The sequence below is a fragment of the Flavobacterium sp. 11 genome (assembly GCF_002754315.1).
Taxonomy (GTDB): Bacteria; Bacteroidota; Bacteroidia; order Flavobacteriales; family Flavobacteriaceae; genus Flavobacterium; species Flavobacterium algoritolerans.
In genome coordinates this window covers 2,176,246-2,197,664 of record NZ_PEFE01000001.1, presented here as the reverse complement: position 1 = coordinate 2,197,664, position 21,419 = coordinate 2,176,246, and the positions used below count along the sequence as shown (strand labels likewise).

Genomic DNA, 21,419 nt, shown 5'->3' with positions numbered 1-21,419 from the left:
ATTCCATAAAATGAAATATTTCAAGAATCATTTGCTGCTTACAATTCTAGTTTTTTGTTTTAGTTTCTCCATGTTTTCACAAAAGATATCAAACCAAGAAATAGCAAGACTAAAAAAACTCTCGCAACAAGTGACCATTATCCGAGACAATTGGGGAATTGCGCATGTATATGGCAAAACCGATGCTGATGCCGTTTTTGGAATGTTGTACGCGCAATGTGAAGACGATTTCAAACGGGTAGAAATGAATTACATTGAAAAATTAGGACGCCTTTCCGAAATCAAAGGACAATCGGTTTTATACAATGATTTAGAAATTAAACTTTTAATTGACACCGAGGAAGCAAAAGCCGATTATAAAAAAGCAGCACCTTGGTTGAAAAAATTATTAAACAGTTATGCGGACGGAATCAACTTTTACCTGCACAATCACCCCGAAGTAAAACCCGCTTTATTGACTCATTTTGAACCTTGGTTTCCATTACTTTGGACAGACGGAAGTATTGGGGCAATCAGTACCGCTGATCTTTCAACCGGAGAATTGAAAGCTTTTTATTCCGGAAACACGGATAAAGTGGCCTACATAGAACGTGAAAAAGACGTACAAACTGGTTCCAACGGATTTGCAATTGCTCCTTCTAAAACAGCATCGGGAAATGCGATTTTATACATTAATCCACATACCTCTTTTTATTTTCGCCCCGAAATACAGATGAGCAGTGAAGAAGGATTGAATGCCTACGGAGCAGTAACATGGGGACAATTTTTTATATACCAAGGATTTAATGAAAACTGTGGTTGGATGCATACCTCATCAAATGTGGATGTAGCCGATATGTATGCCGAGAAAATCGTAACCAAAAACAACAAACTATTTTACGAATACGATAATAAATTAGTTCGGATTATCGAGAAAAAAATAACCATCAAGTATCTTGAAAACGGGAAACTGGTCCCTAAAACATTCAACACCTATTACACCAATCACGGTCCAATCATGGCCAAAAGAGACGGAAAATGGATTAGCTTGAAATCGAATAATCGCTCGATGAAAAGTCTGGAACAAAGCTGGGTGAGAACAAAATCAAAAAGTTTTGAAGAGTATAGAACGGCAATGAATTTGAAAGCCAATACCTCAAACAATACTGTCTATGCGGATAAAGAGGGAAATATTGCCTACTGGCATGGGAATTTTATTCCTATTCGAGACAAAAAACTGAATTGGTCAAAAGTGATGGACGGCACAACACCGGCAACGCAATGGAAAGGATTGCACGAAGTTTCAGAAACAGTTCATTCCTATAATCCCATAAACGGCTGGTTGCAAAACTGTAATTCTACGCCTTATACCGTGGCTGGTGACAATAGTCCAAAAGAGGAAAACTATTTGCCTTACATGGCGCCAGATGGAGAAAGTTTCAGAGGATTGAATGCGGTTCGACTATTAAGTAAAGGCAATACCTATACATTGGACAAAGTAATTGCCGACGGTTATGACACGAAACTGACGGCATTCGAATTTTTAATTCCATCTTTAATTTCCAGCTTCGAAAAAAACATCAGTGCCAATAATCCTCTTTACACAGAACTGTCAGAACCAATAACGATATTGAAAAATTGGGATTATTATGCCAAAGAGAATTCTGTCGCGACAACCTTAGCTGTGGAATGGGCTTATAGATTAAACCCAATTATTCAAAAAGTATATACTAATGAAGGCGAAATGGACCAAGTGGAAAACACGCGTAATTTTGTAAAAAATGCAACACCAGACCAAGTGCTTCCTCAACTACAAACAGTTATAAACGAATTGAAAATGAAATTTGGAACCTGGCAAATTACTTGGGGAGAAATCAATCGTTTCCAGAGAACTTCAGGCGAGATTGCTATGAATTATAATGATGCCCTGGAAAGTCTACCTATTGGATACGGACCCGCGCTTTGGGGAAGTTTACCCGCCTTCAAAAGCAATTATCAAAAAGATACCAAAAAGCGTTATGGCACTAACGGTAATAGTTTTGTATGCGCAGTAGAATTTGGAACAAAAATAAAAGCAAAATCTTTACTGGCAGGCGGAAACAGCGGAGATCCAAAATCGAAACATTTTTATGATCAGGCTGAAATGTACCGAAAAGGACAATTTAAAGATGTATTATTTTATAAAGATGATGTTCAAAAAAATGCCGAAAAAAAGTATCATCCCGGCGAATAGTTTTTTAACTCTTCATCATAAAGATTAAATATACAGTTATAAATTAAAAAAATCAAAGCCCTAATTTTTGGACTAATTAATTGAGACATTTGTAAAAATAAAAACACCCAATATGAAAAATATCTTCTTTGCTTTATTAGGATTTCTATTGCTTTCCAATGGCGCATTTGCACAATTGAAAGCAGTAAAGTACACGGATGGAAATCAAAAATTAAATGGTTTGTCAATTGCACCTAAAAAAGGAAGCAAAACTAAACCTGGAATCTTAATCCTTCCCGCTTGGAAAGGAATTGATACGCATTCAAAACAATCTGCAGAAAAATTGTCAAACATGGGCTATTATGCTTTTGTAGCTGATATTTATGGTGAAGGAAACTACCCAACAAACACGCAAGAAGCCGGAAAACAAGCTGGTATTTATAAAAATAATGTAGCTGATTATCAAAGACGCATTCAACTTGCTCTAGACCAATTAGTGAAAGCAGGTGCAAATCCAGATAATATTGTTGTCATAGGTTATTGTTTTGGGGGAACTGGCGTACTTGAAGCTGCAAGAGCAGGAATGAAAATCCAAGGAGCAGTTTCTTTCCATGGTGGTTTAGGACGAGATGCTGCAAGAGTAAATAATCCAATTGCTGCAAAAATTTTAGTGCTTCACGGTGCTGATGACCCTTATGTTCCAGCTACAGAAGTAACTGCTTTTCAACAAGAAATGAGAGATACAAAAGCGGATTGGGAAATGATTTATTACGCTAATTCAGTACATGCTTTTACAGAACCTGAAGCTGGGAATGATAATTCTAAAGGAGCCGCTTACAACGAAAAAGCTGCTAAACGTTCATGGGAACGTATGAATGCTTTCTTAAAAGAAGTTTTGAAATAATTTTTTAAATATATTTTTTAAAAACAGTATAAGTTCGGTTTTTTTGTTAGTTTTATAGATTAAAATTTAACAAAATTCTAGAATTTATACTGTTTTTTTTATGTCAAAAAGTAAAATCAGAAACGACAAAACGTGTCTTAATTGCAGATATGTGGTTGAAAATAGATTCTGCCCTAATTGTGGGCAAGAAAATACTGATACCCGAAAGACGTTTCATCACCTCTTTGTTCATTTTTTTGAAGATTTAACACATTATGAAAACGCTTTTTGGAGAACCATAAAAAATCTTTTATTCAAGCCTTCTGCACTAACTAAAGAATACCTTTCCGGAAAACGATTGTCTTATTTGGCTCCTGTCAGATTGTACATTTTTATAAGTTTTATTACGTTTCTATTGATTGCCATTTTTCCTAGTGAAATCAATTCTTCAGAAAAAACTACCGAAAAGGAAGCTATCTTTACCACCAAAAACAAATCATTTCAAAATACTATATCCAAAAATGATTCCGTTAAAAAAAGTAAAACTGATCCAAAAGACGAGGATGAATTGATCAATTTTGGATATGATTCCGTCGAACAATTAGACTCTATTCAAAAGCATGCTCCTGAGTCAGAAAAATTATCTGATTTCAGTTATTGGATGAATAAAAAAATCCAAATCGTTAAAGAAAATAATACCCAAAGCGAAATTATTGAAAAATTCATAAGCTCCTTTACCCATAATTTACCCAAAGTTCTATTTGTATTCATGCCAATTTTTGCTTTTTTTCTGTGGCTTTTCCACAACAAAAAACGCTGGTATTACTTTGATCATGGTATTTTTACCTTACATTATTTTTCATTTTTGTTATTGCTGTTTTTGTTATTGTTTTTAATTAACAAAGGATTGACTCCATTTTCAGAACTAGGTCTTGTAACTTTCATACAGGTAATCACTAATTTCGTAGGAATTGGATGGATGGTTTATTATTTCTTTCCGGCGCACCATCGTTTTTATGGAGAAACCCGCTTTATCTCCTTTCTAAAAAGCAGTTTACTATTTTTCATCAACTTCATATTAATCATTATTATATTATCAATTTTTGCCATTTATACATTTATCAATTTACATTAAAAAACATGAAAAAAATCCCTTTATTAGGTCTAATGGTTGTTTTAACCATGAGCTGTACCACTCAAAAAATCAGTATAGCAAATACCGACCCTACAAAATATATGAATACAATTACTGCTGACGAATTAAAAACACATCTTTACATTGTCGCTTCGGATGAAATGGAAGGCCGTGAAACAGGATCTGCAGGACAAAAGAAAGCAGGTGTTTACCTCATCGATCAATACAAGAAAAACGCCGTTCCTTTTCCAACTGCCGCTTCTGACTATTACCAAAAAATCCCAGCAGCTTTCTTAAATGCCAAACGCAATGAAAACTTACCGGATTCCGAAAACATTTGGGCCTATATCGAAGGTTCTGAAAAACCAAATGAAGTTCTTGTAATTTCTGCCCATTACGATCACGTAGGTGCAAAAAATGGAGAAATTTACAATGGTGCTGATGATGATGGCTCAGGAACTGTTGCGCTTCTTGAAATTGCACAAGCATTCCAAATCGCTAAAAAAGAAGGTCACGGTCCAAAACGCTCTATCCTGTTTCTTCACGTTACCGGCGAGGAACACGGTTTGCATGGTTCCAGATACTATTCAGAAAACCCTTTGTTTCCATTAGCAAACACCATTACCGACATCAATATTGACATGATAGGCCGTCGTGATGAAGCTCATGCGGGCAGCAACAATTATGTATACGTTATTGGCGCAAACCGCTTATCGACTGATCTAGATAATATTTGTACCATTGCAAACGCTAAATACACTAATTTGGATTTAGATTATAAATACAATGATCCTAAAGATCCAAACCATTTCTATGAGCGTTCTGACCATTACAACTTTGCTAAAAATGGCGTTCCGTCTGTATTCCTTTTCAACGGAGTTCATGCTGATTATCACAAACCAACAGATAGTCCTGACAAAATTGAATACGATGCATTAACAAAAAGAGCCAAATTTGCATTTGTAACCGCTTGGGAACTGGCAAACCGTACCGAAAGACCTATTGTAGATAAAAAATAGATAGAGCATTTGGGCACATTCACGCTTTCGCTAGCGCTACAGCGTGGTCGGGCTATACGTTACAATCTTTATTGTCACGTTAAAAAACGAGACAATAAAGGATTTCCACTGCTATCCCTTGTGCAAACCCCATAAAAAAAGAGCTTCGAAGTAATCCGAAGCTCTTTTTTTTATCATTTAATCAATTAAACCCTTTCGTCAAATTCTATTTTATCAACGCTATCAATTTTATGCAAAGGTTCCTCAAGAGGCAATGTGAAATAAAAAGAAGAACCAATTCCTTCCACACTTTCAACCCATATTTCCCCGTCATTTTTTTCTAAAAATCCTTTCACTAATAACAATCCAATTCCGGCACCTTTGTTATCTTTCCTTGCTTTAGAAAGCGTACTCATTTGTGGGGTAAAAAGTTTGCTTTGCACGTCTTTGGACATTCCAATTCCAGAATCCTTTATCTGAATTAATACTTTTTCAGCTTCAATTTTTGCCAAAACGATAATTTCTCCTCCAGGTAAAGAATGCTTGATAGCATTAGAAATTATATTTTGAAAAACAGAAAGCAACATTTTCCCATCTGCAAAAACACTGATATTAGGTCCTATTTCATTACGGAGATTTATGGAATTCAAAGCAGCTGCGTCATGCAATGATTCAAAAACTTTTTGTGCATAATCAAAAAGCTCAATTTTTGCTGGAGAGAACACTTCCGATGCATATTTTATTCTGGCCCATTCCACTAAATTATCTAGCATGTTTAACTCATCTACTGCCGTTTTATGAAGTAAATCAAGCATTTCTTTTGCCTTTGTGGATTCTAATCGGTCCAGATTTGTTTTCAAATATTCTGCCGTTCCGATAATTCCGGACAACGGACTTCTTAAATCATGAGAAACAATTGCAAGAACATTCTCTTTATGTGTATTAAGGTCTTCCAGTTCTTTTACATATTTCTTTATGGCATCCTCTGATTTCTTTCTCTCAGTCAAATCTCGTAAGATTTTAACATAACCCAACATCTCTCCATCAATTCCAGTAAGTGGAAAAACTAAACCATAAGCATAAAAAATACTTCTGTCCTTACAAATGTGCCATCTGTTATCCGTAGCTCTTCCCTCTACTAATGCAGCTTGAATTTCTGTTTGCGGAATACCATTTTGTATGTCTTCTTCAGTAAAAATAACATCAAAATGCTGTCCTATAATTTCGTCTGGTTCATATCCAAATATTTTGGTTGAACCTGAACTCCAGCTATTAATTACAAATTCATTATCAAGAGTAAAAATTGAATAATCTTGTAAACTATCAATTATTTGGCTATAAAACTCGGCTGTTGGAATGTAATTACTTTTAAGAATTTTAGAATTGATTTTCTCGTTTTCCATTAAATTATGTAAATAATATTTAAAGTTTTGAAAGCTTATTTTAGGTTGATTTAACTATGCAATGCGTCCAAAGATACACAAAAGAAAATACGAAGTATCTAAAACAAATAATATAACCCCTAACAGTAATTTATGTCCGAAAAGTTATATCCTTAATTGGTTTAATCCTAAAATCCCAAAAGACTTCTTCTATTCCACTCTGATACTATTTCCCATTTACAATTTTCAAGCCAATAAAATAGTGTCTACTATCTCACGAAACTTTATCCCACAAAAAAAGCCTCGAATTTCTTCGAGGCTTTTGCCTTTTGGGTGGATGACCGGGTTCGAACCGGCGACCCTCGGTACCACAAACCGATGCTCTAACCAGCTGAGCTACAACCACCATTTGCTTAGCGGTGGCAAATATACGACATAAGTTTACTTCTGCAAATATTTTTTTTAAAAAATTACATGAAATTTATATCAAATCTCCTAAGCTATTGACTGCCAAATATCTTTCTACGGTAAAACCTTCCGCATGATCTACTCCTGTAAGCCTTCCTAAATCTCTGGAACGGTAATTCAGGCTTTCCAGAAAGTTTTTACTGGTTATTGGCGACTCTGGTTCATTAGAATTTGCATCGTAAAACTGAGAACCGTACGCCAAAATAGATTCAATTTTTTTATCGGTGAATCCTGTAATGTCGACCACAAAATCCGGTTCTATATTTTTCCACTGTATGTAATGATAGACTAATTTTGGTCGCCAAGCCGTTTGTTTCTCTCCTTCTAATATAGTTTCAATCTTCATTAATCCGGATAAAAAACAAGCGTCAGACACTAGCTTACTCCCTTTTGCATGATCAATATGACGATCATCGATTGCATTACACAAAACAATTTCGGGTTGGTACTTGCGAATCATTTTTATGATCTCTAATTGGTGCTTTTCATCATTAACAAAAAAGCCATCTCTCATTTCTAAATTTTCACGCGCTGAAACACCTAGAATTTTAGCAGCAGCATTCGCTTCTTGATCTCTGATTTCGGCTGAACCTCGAGTTCCTAATTCGCCACGTGTCAAATCAATAATTCCAACTGTCTTCCCCAAAGAGATTTCTTTTAAAATGGTTCCTGCACAACCCAATTCCACATCATCAGGATGCGCACCAAAAGCAAGTATATCTAATTTCATTTCATTTCATTTATTTTTTTAATATTTAAGCCCTAATGATATTGAAACTACATTCGTTACAATACCTTTTTCATTGTCATTGATTTATTGACGCTTTCCTTCCATTCATGCTCTGGAATACTGTCTTTTGTGACACCACAACCCATATACAAATGCGCTTTTGTCATTGTGGGGTCCGAAGCAATCTTAATTTGCATACATCGTAAGTTTACAAACAAGTCTGTTTTTGATTTTTGAATATCAATTCCTTTTTTATTCAACTCACCCAAAAATCCCGAATAGTATTCTCTATTATAACCTTCATTTTCAAAAATAAATGCTTTAGCTTTATCTTTAGGAAGTCCACAAACAGCGGGAGTTGGATGCAAAATAGAAACCACTTCTTTCAAATTTGAATTGGCATCTATTATCCCTTCAATATCAGTTTTAATGTGCAACAAATTACCTGCTTTTAATGTGTAGGGACTTGAGATTGTCACTTCAGATGTTACACTTTCTAGATTATTCAAAATGAAATCCGTTACAAATTGCTGCTCCTCTTTCTCTTTTTTCTCCCAAACAATATCTGATGAACCTTGAAAAGTTTGCGTTCCCGCCAAAGCCATCGTGTAAAATTTATTTTTATTGGCTTTCAATAATTGCTCTGGCGTAGCGCCCATCCACAAGCCAATTTTTGGGTGAAACCAGCAATAGGTAAAAGCTGATGGATACGATTGAAGCAATTTTGTAAAAACAGAAACCAAATCAAAATTAGGCACAGCAACAATTTCCTCTCTCGACAAAACCACTTTATTTAAAAGCCCTTTTTTGATGGCATCAACACCTTTTTGAACTAACGTAATAAAATGTTCTTTGGCTTCTTCATTTTCTGGAAACGCAACACCCGAATGGAAACTTTCTTCAAAAGAAGGCAACTCTGCATCCCATTTTACAGATTGTTCTTTTGGCATCAGTATCATTTGATTACCGTCAAAAGGAGCGAAAACAAATCCCATTTCATTGAAATTTTCAGCAAAATACAAGTGGTCATTTTTTTGAAAATAACCAATTAATCTACTTGTATTAGGCTTTCGATATATAACGAAAGGTAAATGTTGCGTTTCTTGTTGCTTTACTTTTATAAAAAAATCAATCATATTCAATTTATTTAAAATATAAATTTCATTAAAACATCAGGTATTCTTATTTGTTGGATTTTTTCAAAACCATATTAGTCAATTTTTCCAGAAGCTGTCTTATGGCTTTAGCTACAATTGCTTCCCTATTTAATCTCTGCTTTTTCTTTTTGGTAAAACCATATTCGTAAGCTTACAAAGTGAGATTAAATTATTGTTTTCATCAGTAATTCGTATTTCCCAAAGATGTATACTTCGGCCCTTGTGGACAATTTTGGCGGTTGCCGTTACAATTCCGTCCCGTTTTGCTTTCAAATGATTGGCTGAAATCTCAATTCCCCGCACTTCGCTTAGTTCAGAATTTACATAAAGCATAGAAGCGGCACTGCCCACACTTTCTGCCAAAGCCACAGAAGCACCGCCATGCAACAATCCCATTGGTTGATGTACGGACGGATTCACGGGCATTGTGGCTACTAAAAAATCTTCTCCTGCATCAGTATATTCAATATTCAGAGTTTGCATTAAGGTGTTTTTAGAAATGTGATTGCAATACTGAAGTATTTTTTCTTTGTCGAATGTCATGTTATTAGCTTTTAAAATGTAAAAATAAATAAAAGATAAGTCACAAAACAGTAATTGCAATTGTTATTGTAAATACAAATCTAAAATCGGCTACATTAATATTAGATTTTTCCTATTTTTACAAAAAATCTAACTAAATGCGTCCCATTACATTACTGCTTTTTATTGGAATAGTGCTTTCTGTTTTTTCCTGTCGTTCCGATTTTGAGACCGTAGCAAGTACTGGTGATTTGACATTTTCGAAAGACACCATTTATTTAGATACCGTTTTTACTAACATAGGTTCCAGTACATACCGACTCAAAGTGTACAACAAAAGTAAAAACGACATTACCATTCCAAGCATTAAATTAGGAAAAGGATTGAGCTCAAAATATAGAATGACCGTTGATGGAATGCAGGGAACTGACGGGAAAATTTTCAATAATGTGGATCTTTTAGCCAAAGACAGTTTGTATATTTTCATAGAAACAACCGCTAATATTACTGATGCAAATCCAAATGATTTTTTATACACGGATCAAATTCAGTTTGACAGTGGCGAAAATCTTCAAAATGTGGAACTGGTAACGCTGATTCAAGATGCAGTTTTTCTTTATCCAAAACGTTTTGCTGACGGAACCACAGAAACACTTCCTATTGGAGACGAAAAAATTGATGGATTTTTTCTTGATGAAAACGATCCTGTAAATGGGAATGAATTGCAGTTTACCAATGACAAGCCTTATGTTATTTATGGTTACGCAGCTGTTCCTTCGAATAAGACTGCCACTTTTGAAGCAGGAACCAGAGTTCATTTCCATGCAAATTCCGGGCTTATTGTAGCCAATAATGCCTCAATAAATATCAATGGAACATTATCAACAACGGATAAGCTTGAAAACGAAGTCATTTTTGAAGGCGACCGTTTAGAACCGGATTTTTCAGATGTGCCGGGACAATGGGGCACCATTTGGCTTACTGATGGCAGTACAAATAATACATTGAATCACCTAACGATTAAAAATGCAACCATTGGTTTGTTAATTCAAAACAATGATGGCACAACAGTTTCTATCAAAAATACCCAAATCTACAATAGCAGTAACTACGGAATTTTGGCGCAAACCGCAAAAATCAAAGGCGAAAATTTAGTTATCAATAATGCCGGACAAGCCAGTTTAGCGTGTTCTTATGGCGGAAATTATTCGTTTACACATTCCACCTTCAACAATAACTGGAACAGCTCACAACAAGTGGCGGTTTTGGTAAGCAATTATATTTTGGGAGCAGTTCCGGAAGTGAAAGATTTAACCGCAGCCACATTTAACAATTGTATCATTTATGGGTCGTACTCAAACGAAATGAGTTTAAACAAGAAAACGGGGGCTGCTTTTGAATACCAATTCAACAATTGCCTGATTAAATTTGATAACGTATCCAATCAATTTACGACGAATCCCGATTATCAATTCAATACTGACACCACACATTACAATGCTATAATTTTGAACAAAGACCCGAAATTTTTCAATACATCACAGAACAAATTCAATATTGACGAAACCTCAGCAGCTTTCGCAAAAGGGAATTCGGCGTATTTGATTCCGCTTGATATTATAGGAAACACAAGAACTTTACCGCCAGATTTGGGTGCGTATCAAAACAAAGTTTTTCCAAAATAAACACCATTGCTTTAACTCCAATTCCAATTTTCATTTCTGTTTTCTTCTAAAGTAAGAGTAAAACTACTTTCCTTAAAATGTTAATAATTATGTTAAGAAAATCTTAATTAACTTCATAATTTCTTAACATAACCCATCATAAAAGTTATAAATTTGCGCGTCTTCAGTATTTTAAGATTTGAAAATCAAGTTTTTAAAAACCGAAACTAACCCCAATAACCAAAACAAATTTAAATTATGAAAAAAATCTACTCTGCCTTATTATTACTGTTTGTCACTGCTGCGATAGCCCAAATACCAAGTGGCTATTATAACACCGCCACGGGATCTGGCTACACCTTGAAAACACAATTATACAACATCATCAAAGGACATACTGATAACGGATATGCAGGTTTATATACCATATATCAAACATCCGACAGGGATTATTACTTTGAAAATGACGCCACAATTTTAGACATGTATTCTGAAAATCCAACCGGAACAGATCCCTATAATTACTCCGCAGGAACTACACAAAGATGTGGAACCTATAGCGTAGAGGGCGATTGTTACAATAGAGAGCACATTATTCCGCAATCTGTTTTTAGCGAACAATCACCAATGGTTTCGGATGCGCATTTCATCACACCAACTGACGGAAAAGTAAATGGACAACGTTCTAATTATCCACACGGACCGGTAACTTCTCCAACTTGGACTTCATTAAACGGAGGTAAACTTGGAGCAAGTACAACTTCTGGTTATTCCGGACCTATTTTTGAACCTATCAACGAATTCAAAGGTGATATCGCACGTATGTATTTCTATTTTGCCACACGTTATGAGAATACTGTTGCCGGATATTCTTATGCAATGTTTAATGGTACCAGTAATCAAGTTTTCACTACTGCTTTTTTAAACCTATTGATCACTTGGCACAATCAAGATCCAGTTAGTACTCGAGAAATCGCTCGTAACAATGCTATTTATACGGCTCAAAACAATAGAAATCCATACATTGACCACCCAGAATATGTACAGTCGATTTGGAACCCAACCGCTGATGCACAAGCCCCTACTACTCCAACTAATTTAGTAGCTACCGGAACAACATCAAACTCCGTTTCATTAAGCTGGACGGCTTCAACTGACAATATTGGAGTGACTGGATATAATGTATACATGAACAGCGCTTTAAAAACAACAGTAACCGGAACAACGACTACTATCACTGGATTAACAGCTTCAACAGCCTATACGGTTTATGTTGTTGCCAAAGATGCAGCAGGAAATTCTTCGGCTTCAAGTAACGTAGTTAATGATACAACTGCTGCCGGAACATCAATTACGTATTGTGCTTCTCAAGGAAACAGTACTGCCGATGAAAAAATAGGAAAAGTTGTTTTTGGTTCTATAAATAACACCTCTACCGGAACTGCAGGTTATGAAAATTTCACTGCATTAACTACAAATGCAACTTCTGGAACGGCAAATACCATTACCATTACACCGTCATGGACAAGCTCTGTTTACAGCGAAGGATATGCGGTTTGGATTGATTATAACAAAAACGGATTATTTACAGATGCAGGAGAATTAGTTTGGTCGAAAGCCACTTCTACAACAACTCCGGCAACAGGAACAATCACGATACCAGTTTCGGCTGCATTAGGAACTACCAGAATGAGAGTTTCCATGAAATACAATGCCATTCCAACTTCTTGTGAAGCTATTCCGTATGGTCAAGTAGAGGATTATACGGTAAATATAGTTGCCGGAACTGCAGATACAACTGCTCCATCAGCACCTACAACTTTGACAGCTTCTGGAACAACTCAAACTACAACCACTTTATCTTGGACTGCTGCAACGGACAATGTTGGAGTAACCGGATACAACGTATATAGAGGAACTACATTATTAGGTACCGTTTCAACGACAACGTATAATGTTACGGGATTAACTGCTGCAACAGCCTATACTTTTTCTGTAAAAGCTAAGGATGCAGCCGGAAATATTTCTGCTTCAAGCAATGTTGTCAATGTTACTACAACTAGCGGTGGCTCCACTGCAACAGATTTATTATTTTCTGAATATATTGAAGGTTCGTCAAACAATAAAGCGTTGGAAATTTCAAATGCAACAGGCGGAGCGATTAATTTATCGATTTACAGTATCAAAAAACAAACCAACGGTGCCGGTGCTTGGAGTACTGGACTAGCCTTAACCGGAACGCTGAATAACGGAAGTAAATTCACGATTGTAAATAGTTTGATGGCATCCACTTGTTATCCTATAAGTTCGGCTAATCTTTCTACATCAGCAACTGAAATGGCTTTTAATGGAAATGATGCTGTAGGTTTATTCAAAAATGGAGTCCTAATTGACATCATTGGAACTTTTAACGGCGGAACAGCAAACTTTGCAGCTGATGAAACAATCAGAAGAAAAGCAACCGTTACGTCTCCAACTACCACTTTCAATAAAACAGCACAATGGGACTCTTACACTTCAGACACCTGTAACAATTTAGGAAGTCGTATGGTTGAAAAAACACCAAAAACCAGTGTTGCTCTTGACATAAATGATATTGCTATCTATCCAAATCCATCTAATGGAAATTTTTCTATCAACAATTCGAATAAAATGTATGCTATCGAAATTTATTCTATAATTGGTCAGAAAATTTTCGGAGAAGAAAACAGTACCAAATCAGAAATTACGCTGCCAAATATTGCAAAAGGAACGTACTTAGTTCGAGTTACCATCGATTCAAATTCGGTCATCAAGAAATTAATAATCAACTAATTAAGAAAGCGGCAAATTGCCGCTTTTTTTTTACCCAAAATTTAATCTTAATTGACTAAATTTGCACCGCAATACAACAAACTACATAACAATGATCCATTTCTTTGAAAACCAAAGCAAAACTGTTTTTGCCGTACATACGCAAAACGAAATTTCGGCTCAAGACATTTCAAAACTTAACTGGCTTTTTGCCGATTCAAATAAAATAGAAAAATCCGTACTGACGGATTTTTTTGTTGGTCCTCGCGCCACAATGATAACGCCGTGGAGCACTAATGCTGTGGAAATCACCCAAAACATGGGAATTTCTGGAATCATTAGAATCGAAGAATTTCAGAAAGCAACAGCTGATTTTTCTGATTTTGACCCGATGCTTTCGCAAAAATACGCTGAGTTAAATCAAGATATTTTCACTATCAACGTGCTTCCGGAAGCCATTTTGGACATCGATGATATTGCTGCTTACAATGCAAAAGAAGGATTGTCTTTAAGTCCGGATGAAGTGGAATATTTAGATAATCTAGCGATTAAATTAGGACGAAAACTAACAGATTCTGAGATTTTTGGTTTTTCACAAGCCAATTCAGAACACTGTCGTCACAAGATTTTCAACGGAAAATTTATAATTGACGGAGAAGAAAAAGAATCTTCTTTATTCAAATTAATCAAGAAAACATCTCAGGAAAACCCGAACGATATTGTTTCGGCTTATAAAGACAACGTTGCTTTTGTAAAAGGGCCTCGTGTACAACAATTTGCACCAAAAAGTGCTGATAAGCCTGATTTTTATGAAGTAAAAGAATTTGATTCGGTTATTTCATTAAAAGCAGAAACGCATAATTTCCCAACAACAGTAGAACCTTTCAACGGAGCTGCAACTGGTTCTGGAGGAGAAATTCGCGACCGTTTAGCAGGTGGACAAGGTTCGTTGCCAATGGCTGGAACGGCAGTTTATATGACTTCATATTCTCGTTTAGCCGAAAACAGACCGTGGGAAAACGGTATGACCGAAAGAAAATGGTTGTATCAAACCCCAATGGATATTTTGATCAAAGCCTCTAACGGAGCTTCTGATTTTGGAAATAAATTTGGACAACCGTTAATTACAGGTTCTATCCTGACTTTCGAACACGAAGAAGACGCTCGCAAACTAGGTTTCGACAAAGTGATTATGCAAGCGGGTGGAATTGGGTACGGAAAATTAGACCAAGCGATTAAGAAAAAACCACAAACAGGCGATAAAATTGTCATCCTTGGTGGGGAAAATTATAGAATTGGAATGGGTGGAGCTGCAGTTTCTTCAGCAGATACAGGTGCTTTTAGTTCAGGAATTGAATTGAATGCCATCCAACGTTCGAACCCAGAAATGCAAAAACGTGCTGCCAATGCCATTCGTGGTTTGGTAGAAAGCGATATTAATCCAATTGTCTCTATTCACGATCACGGAGCTGGAGGACATTTAAACTGTCTTTCGGAACTAGTGGAAGATACTGGTGGATTAATTGATTTAGATAAATTGCCAGTGGGAGATCCTACCCTTTCGGCAAAAGAAATAATTGGTAACGAATCTCAGGAAAGAATGGGATTGGTTATTGGTAAGGAAAACATCGATTTATTGCAAAAAATTGCCGACCGTGAGCGTTCTCCAATGTACCAAGTGGGAGACGTAACCGGAGATCACCGTTTTACTTTCGAATCAAAATCAACTGGAGCTAAACCAATGGATTTTGCCTTGGAAGACTTTTTTGGAAGTTCTCCAAAAGTGGTTATGACAGACAAAACAATCGAAAGAAATTATACTGATTTAACATACGACAAGAAAAACATTTCAACCTACTTAGAGCAAGTACTTCAACTGGAAGCAGTGGCTTGTAAAGACTGGTTGACCAATAAAGTAGACCGTTGTGTGGGTGGTAAAGTTGCCAAACAACAATGTGCGGGTCCATTGCAATTGCCATTGAATAATTGTGGTGTAATGGCTTTGGATTACCAAGGAATAGAAGGAATTGCCACTTCGATTGGTCACTCTCCTGTTGCAGCATTAATTGATCCTGTTGCGGGAAGTAGAACTGCTATTGCAGAGGCATTGTCTAACATTGTTTGGGCGCCAATAAAAGATGGTTTAGCTGGACTTTCATTGTCTGCTAACTGGATGTGGGCTTGTAAAAACGAAGGGGAAGACGCTCGTTTATATGCAGCTGTACAAGGTTGTTCGGATTTTGCAATCGAATTGGGAATCAATATTCCAACCGGAAAAGATTCACTTTCCATGAAACAAAAATATCCAAATGAAGAAGTAATCGCACCGGGAACGGTAATTATTTCGGCAGGTGGAAATTGTACCGACATTAGAAAAGTAGTAGAGCCTGTGTTACAAAGAGACGGCGGTTCTATTTATTACATCAATTTGTCGCAAGATGATTTCAAATTAGGTGGTTCTTCGTTTGCACAAACCTTGAACACTATTGGAAATGAAGTGCCAACAATTAAAGACGCTGCATTTTTCAAAAGAGCTTTCAATACCATTCAAGAATTAATTTTAGACAACAATATCCTTGCAGGACACGACATTGGAAGTGGTGGTTTGATCACAACCTTATTAGAAATGTGTTTTGCCGATGTGAATTTAGGAGCTAAAATAGACTTCTCCGTTTTCGAAGAAAAAGACATCATCAAATACCTTTTTGCTGAAAATATTGGAATTGTTTTCCAAGCAAAATCAGATGCTGAAGTGGAATCTAAATTAAATACCAATAATGTCTCTTTCTATAAATTAGGAACAGCTACAAATGAAGCGACTTTAGATTTTGGTCCTTGTACATTAGACATTGCTAAATATAGAGATGTTTGGTACAAAACTTCCTTCTTATTAGACCAAAAACAATCTAAAAACGGAACAGCTCAAGCGCGTTTTGACAATTACAAAAACCAAGCGTTACACTATACTTTTCCAACACATTTTACAGGAAAAAAACCAGTTATCGACAATTCTAAGCCAAAACCAAAAGCAGCTATTATCCGTGAAAAAGGAAGTAACTCGGAGCGTGAAATGGCAAATGCAATGTACTTAGCCGGATTTGATGTAAAAGACGTTCACATGACCGATTTGATTTCAGGTCGTGAGACTTTGGAAGATATTCAGTTCATTGGAGCTGTTGGTGGATTCTCCAATTCAGATGTATTGGGTTCTGCCAAAGGTTGGGCGGGAGCATTTTTATACAATGAAAAAGCAAAAACAGCTTTAGACAATTTCTTCAAAAGAGACGACACATTGTCTGTTGGAATTTGTAATGGTTGTCAATTGTTTATGGAATTGGAAGTGATTAATCCAGAGCATGAAGTACACGGAAAAATGTTGCACAACGAAAGTAACAAACACGAAAGTATTTTTACATCGGTAACGGTGCAAGAAAACAATTCGGTGATGCTTTCTTCATTAGCAGGAAGTACACTAGGGGTTTGGGTTTCGCATGGTGAAGGAAAATTCAATTTACCAATGGGTGAAGAAAATTATAACATTGTTTCTAAATATGCCTATGAAGGCTATCCTGCTAATCCAAACGGTTCTCATTTTGACGTTGCGATGCTTTGCGACAAAACAGGACGTCACTTGGTTATGATGCCACACATTGAGCGTTCTACGTTCCAATGGAACTGGGCACATTACCCAAAAGATAGAGATGATGAAGTTTCGCCTTGGCATGAAGCTTTTGTCAATGCCAGAAAATGGATGGATAAAAAATAATTTTTTGATTTACTATATGAAAGCGTTCCTGAAAAGGAGCGCTTTTTTTATGGAATGAATTTAAAAGCCATTTTGATGATTTGTAAGATAATAATTAAAGTGTATATTTGAAAGTAATACGCTACGCAGTAGCGCCTATCCACCCAAAATGAGATGTATATGCGCTATTTTGTAGCGCCTATATACAACTTACCAGCAACCAATCCGACAAGAAACTATAAATACAACTATGATATTTGGAAGAGTAAAAACTGAAGAACAAAAAGCAGAAGAAGAATTGTGGTTTAAAGCAGAAATGACACATCGACAAATTCTAGCTTTAGCGCATAAGCTTAATAATTCAGACATTGAAAACGAAATTATCAATCTCGCCTTTTTCAAAAAATAGTTCCCGCCAAAACTATCGATTTAACTGAAATTGAAAAATGGTTAAATAATGCGTGGAATACTGAAAATATCTTATGTTCTAACCACGCAATAATTGACAATAGCGGACAAGGATTTGCACTTCAATGGGCTTTTCCACAAGCTTACTATTCAGTTTTTGGAACTTTGCTTGCTCATTTCAATGCAGTAGGTTATACAGAAAAAAGTCATACAAGTGTTTTGAGAAAATTTGGTCAGCTTACACAAGAAAATAGATTGCCTGAATCTATTTGCTTTCATACGAACGGAGCAAAAAAGCATTTAACATATCACGGAATCGAGAAGCCTGAAAATCTTCAAGCGATTGATTTGGATACTGAAAATCCTGAAACTATTGATAATCAAATTTGTCAATTTTTAAAATCGACTAGAGAAATGAAACTTGCAGAGCGAGCGCCAGATATTATAAAAAATTTAAAACTTAAAACGGCTAGCGGAGCGTATAAAAAGAATTTATCCCCTTTCGATTGGCAAAAAGTTTCATCATCTATCGGAATCACATCAATTTTGGACATCCTTTACAGAAAAAGAATAAAGGCTAATTATCAGGACGTTGATGTTTTTACATATGAAAAGCTAAAAGGTAAAGATGTATTAGAAAACTTATGTAGTGTTGTTGATAGAATGAATTTGGTAAACGAAACATATGTGGCTAAAGCAATTGGTCTCGATAAATATAACGAAATCGTAAACAACCATTTAAAAAGAACACCAAATACATCGTTGGAAAAAAGATATGAAATAGTCTCAGCTATAATTAATGCATAAATTAGCAGCTGGTAACAGCCACTACAACGGATTTGGGATGATTTGCTTCGCCTGTTCGCTATCGCATTCTATGATGAAAAACAAGTAAAAATTGTTAAAACTACGATGCAAATTTATACGTGTTTATATATGAAGTTTCTCTGTTAATGACAGCAAAAACCCTGCTTATAAGTTTGCATCTAATATTGTTTAAAACAAGCATAGAATTTTTTCCTTCAGCCTTTTTCTTATTGTAATATTCTTTTAATTGAGGATCATACTTCAATGTGGTCATAGCGCACATTTGCAGCAAGGATTTTATTTTTTTATCAGCCATATGATTTACTTTAGTCCTGCCTTTTATACTAGAGCCGGAGCTGCATTCAAATGGGGCAACTCCAGAATAACAGGCAAATTGTCTCCAATTTTTAAAAGCCGTAAATCCTTTTGTGGCAATGATTAAATATATGCTGGTTTGTTCCCCTATTCCAGGAATGGTTCTGATGAGTTGAGTCTGTTTGTTCAACTGAGCATTTGCTTTGATGATTTCTTTCATCTTGGTTTCTATTTTGCGGATAGCATTTCTAATGGTTTTGGTTAAACTTTGATTGATTGATGATACTTCCTTGAAAACTTCTTTACTTGCAAAACCCTTATTTTCCTTAGTTGTTTCTAAAAGCAATAATGATTTAAGCATTTTTTCTCTTTCGGTATACAGAATTTTTAGTTTTTGAATGTCTATAGCTGTCAAAGTAAAAAGTTTGAGTTTGTCAATATTTCTATAGCTGTAATAGGCAATATCTTTAGCGTCTGATTTATCGGTTTTTCCTCTTGAAATCCCCTTTGATCTTTTTATTTCAACGGCTGGGACAATCCATAAATCTAACTTTAAATCCATTGAAGCAGACGAAAGATGATTGGTATAAACCCCTGTGTTTTCACAACAAAAAAGAGTTTGATTTATGTCAATCTTCTTGCTTAGATTTTTGACAAACAGACTAATGCTTTTTATGTTGTTTTCAACAACAAAATGTTCCGATTTCAAAGAAGAAACATCAAGAATAGTGATATCTAATTTTAGTTTTGAAATATCAATACCCACATAAAATAAATAGTTTTTCATAACTTTGGATTTAGGATAAACAAAAATGTTGAACTTCTTTAGAGCCTTTATTAGACCTTGATGTCTATCATTCTATTTGAAGCAATTCAACGGGTTCAAGGAGAAGGCAGAGGACTAATGCGATAGTTAAGTCTTAAGCTTAGCTCGGGTGAAAGTTCACCTCTGCTTTCCTTTGAATAAATTTAATGTTTTTTACTCTAACACAAAGTAAAGGCTCGGGTAGCAAATCCGAATAATGGACTTAATTTAATCCCAAACCCGCAGTACTGCCAAGACGTTAGCAACAATTATAAAACCAACAATATGACAAACACTGGTATAAAGATTTTATTCAAAGTAAGAAATTTATTTTTGGTTCTTCTAACATTTCAATTCTCAGCCTGCACAGGACAAGTAAAAGAAAAATCTGTTATTGATTCAATAGAAAAACAAGTAAACACCCAACCACTCATTTTAAAACAAAGCACGACCTTTCCGCAAATTCACACCAACTTAAATGGTATGGTAAGAGAGTTTGTAAGGACAATGTATCAAGACAAAAAAGGGAATTATTGGTTTGGAACAAATGGAAATGGGATTATCCGGTATGATGGGCAAACACTTCAAAAAATTTCAATCGAAGGACTTCGCCCATTGAAAGTTGTTTATGAAATTGTTGAAGACAAGGCTGGCAATGTTTGGTTTGCAACTTCTACTGGACTAGTAAAATTTGATGGTGAGAAATTTGCGACATACTCGACAGAAGTCGGTCTTCAAAAAGAGGAAATCTTTAGTATTTGTATTGATAAAAAAGGTTTGATTTGGGTTAGTAATGGCGAAGGCGTCAGTCATTTTGATGGTAAAAAATTCACACCTTTTATTTTACCTGAAACAAAGGTCGAAAATCCAAAACCTATGTTATCTGATAAATTGGTTTTTCAATTTTTAGAAGACAAAAATGGAACGATGTGGTTTGTTACCGATGGAAATGGAATTTTCAAATACAAGAACGGGGAGTTTACTCATTTAACTACTAAAAATGGACTTACCGACAATAATGTCTTTGATATTTTAGAAGACAAGCAAGGAAATATTTGGATTGGTACTTTTAATGGTGGTGTGAGTAAATATGATGGTAAAACATACACTAACTTCACAAAGGAAGGAATTATTGAAGGTCTAGAAACATATAATTTTTGTGAAGATAGCAAAGGTAATATATGGTTTACGGCAGAAGGTTATGGCGTGTATCGTTTCGATGGAACAAATTTCACCCAATTCACAACTAAAGACGGATTAACCACAAACGTGGTTCAAAGTATACTTGAGGATCACAAAGGCCAACTTTGGTTTGGTACTTGGCAAGGAATAAGTATTTATGATGGACAAAAAATTATGAATGCTAAAGAAAAAGAACCTTGGACGAAGTAAAAATAACTGTTGCTAACAGCCGTT

Annotated in this window: 15 protein-coding genes and 1 tRNA gene; 10 read left to right on the top strand and 6 right to left on the bottom strand. The window is 35.6% G+C overall.

Features of this window, described 5'->3' with window-relative positions:
* The first annotated feature begins 10 nt into the window (after positions 1-10).
* From CLV00_RS09560 to CLV00_RS09545, 4 genes are all read left to right on the top strand, one after another.
* A complete protein-coding gene (locus tag CLV00_RS09560; RefSeq protein ID WP_233206878.1) occupies positions 11-2,212 on the top strand; it encodes a penicillin acylase family protein in 2,202 nt (733 codons plus the stop codon).
* A gap of 112 nt (positions 2,213-2,324) precedes the next feature.
* Positions 2,325-3,095, top strand: coding sequence for a dienelactone hydrolase family protein (locus tag CLV00_RS09555; RefSeq protein ID WP_099714925.1), 771 nt, complete (start codon positions 2,325-2,327; stop codon positions 3,093-3,095).
* Positions 3,096-3,195: 100 nt separating this feature from the next.
* Positions 3,196-4,209 (top strand): DUF3667 domain-containing protein, encoded by a 1,014-nt coding sequence (locus CLV00_RS09550; RefSeq protein ID WP_099714923.1) that lies wholly within the window; start codon positions 3,196-3,198, stop codon positions 4,207-4,209.
* A 5-nt stretch (positions 4,210-4,214) separates the two neighbouring features.
* Complete coding sequence (locus CLV00_RS09545; protein WP_099714921.1) at positions 4,215-5,228, top strand: M28 family metallopeptidase; 1,014 nt, start codon at positions 4,215-4,217, stop codon at positions 5,226-5,228.
* A 185-nt stretch (positions 5,229-5,413) separates the two neighbouring features.
* Here CLV00_RS09545 and CLV00_RS09540 read toward each other — a convergent pair whose 3' ends face one another.
* The 5 genes from CLV00_RS09540 to CLV00_RS09520 form a co-directional block, all read right to left on the bottom strand.
* Complete coding sequence (locus CLV00_RS09540) at positions 5,414-6,610, bottom strand: PAS domain-containing sensor histidine kinase (protein ID WP_099714919.1); 1,197 nt, start codon at positions 6,608-6,610, stop codon at positions 5,414-5,416.
* 311 nt (positions 6,611-6,921) lie between these two features.
* Positions 6,922-6,995: transfer RNA gene (locus CLV00_RS09535), tRNA-His, on the bottom strand.
* Between the two features lie 75 nt (positions 6,996-7,070).
* The gene (gene bshB1 / locus CLV00_RS09530; protein WP_099714917.1) at positions 7,071-7,787 is read right to left on the bottom strand and encodes a bacillithiol biosynthesis deacetylase BshB1; all 717 of its coding nucleotides are present in this window, start codon (positions 7,785-7,787) and stop codon (positions 7,071-7,073) included.
* Positions 7,788-7,843: 56 nt separating this feature from the next.
* On the bottom strand, positions 7,844-8,923 hold the full coding sequence (locus tag CLV00_RS09525) for an isochorismate synthase (RefSeq protein ID WP_099714915.1): 1,080 nt from the start codon (positions 8,921-8,923) through the stop codon (positions 7,844-7,846).
* Positions 8,924-9,052: 129 nt separating this feature from the next.
* The gene (locus CLV00_RS09520; protein WP_099714913.1) at positions 9,053-9,487 is read right to left on the bottom strand and encodes a PaaI family thioesterase; all 435 of its coding nucleotides are present in this window, start codon (positions 9,485-9,487) and stop codon (positions 9,053-9,055) included.
* Between the two features lie 137 nt (positions 9,488-9,624).
* Here CLV00_RS09520 and CLV00_RS09515 point away from each other — a divergent pair, with 137 nt between their 5' ends.
* From CLV00_RS09515 to CLV00_RS16455, 5 genes are all read left to right on the top strand, one after another.
* Positions 9,625-11,151: a hypothetical protein gene (locus CLV00_RS09515; protein WP_099714911.1), complete on the top strand. Its 1,527-nt coding sequence runs from the start codon at positions 9,625-9,627 to the stop codon at positions 11,149-11,151.
* A gap of 237 nt (positions 11,152-11,388) precedes the next feature.
* Positions 11,389-13,944 carry an endonuclease gene (locus CLV00_RS16660; protein ID WP_369800933.1) on the top strand — a complete coding sequence of 852 codons (2,556 nt, stop codon included), beginning with the start codon at positions 11,389-11,391 and terminating at the stop codon, positions 13,942-13,944.
* 91 nt (positions 13,945-14,035) lie between these two features.
* Positions 14,036-17,689 carry a phosphoribosylformylglycinamidine synthase gene (purL, locus tag CLV00_RS09500; protein ID WP_099714909.1) on the top strand — a complete coding sequence of 1,218 codons (3,654 nt, stop codon included), beginning with the start codon at positions 14,036-14,038 and terminating at the stop codon, positions 17,687-17,689.
* Between the two features lie 229 nt (positions 17,690-17,918).
* Positions 17,919-18,077 carry a hypothetical protein gene (locus CLV00_RS16460; protein WP_199074783.1) on the top strand — a complete coding sequence of 53 codons (159 nt, stop codon included), beginning with the start codon at positions 17,919-17,921 and terminating at the stop codon, positions 18,075-18,077.
* A 218-nt stretch (positions 18,078-18,295) separates the two neighbouring features.
* Positions 18,296-18,883 carry a hypothetical protein gene (locus tag CLV00_RS16455; protein ID WP_199074781.1) on the top strand — a complete coding sequence of 196 codons (588 nt, stop codon included), beginning with the start codon at positions 18,296-18,298 and terminating at the stop codon, positions 18,881-18,883.
* Between the two features lie 100 nt (positions 18,884-18,983).
* Here the strand turns inward: CLV00_RS16455 and CLV00_RS09490 are convergent, their stop codons facing one another.
* Positions 18,984-19,985: a transposase gene (locus CLV00_RS09490; protein ID WP_099714043.1), complete on the bottom strand. Its 1,002-nt coding sequence runs from the start codon at positions 19,983-19,985 to the stop codon at positions 18,984-18,986.
* Positions 19,986-20,288: 303 nt separating this feature from the next.
* On the opposite strand from CLV00_RS09490, the gene CLV00_RS09485 reads away from it, so the two are divergent.
* Positions 20,289-21,395, top strand: a complete 1,107-nt coding sequence (locus CLV00_RS09485) for a two-component regulator propeller domain-containing protein (RefSeq protein WP_099714907.1) — start codon at positions 20,289-20,291, stop codon at positions 21,393-21,395.
* Positions 21,396-21,419: the final 24 nt, after the last annotated feature.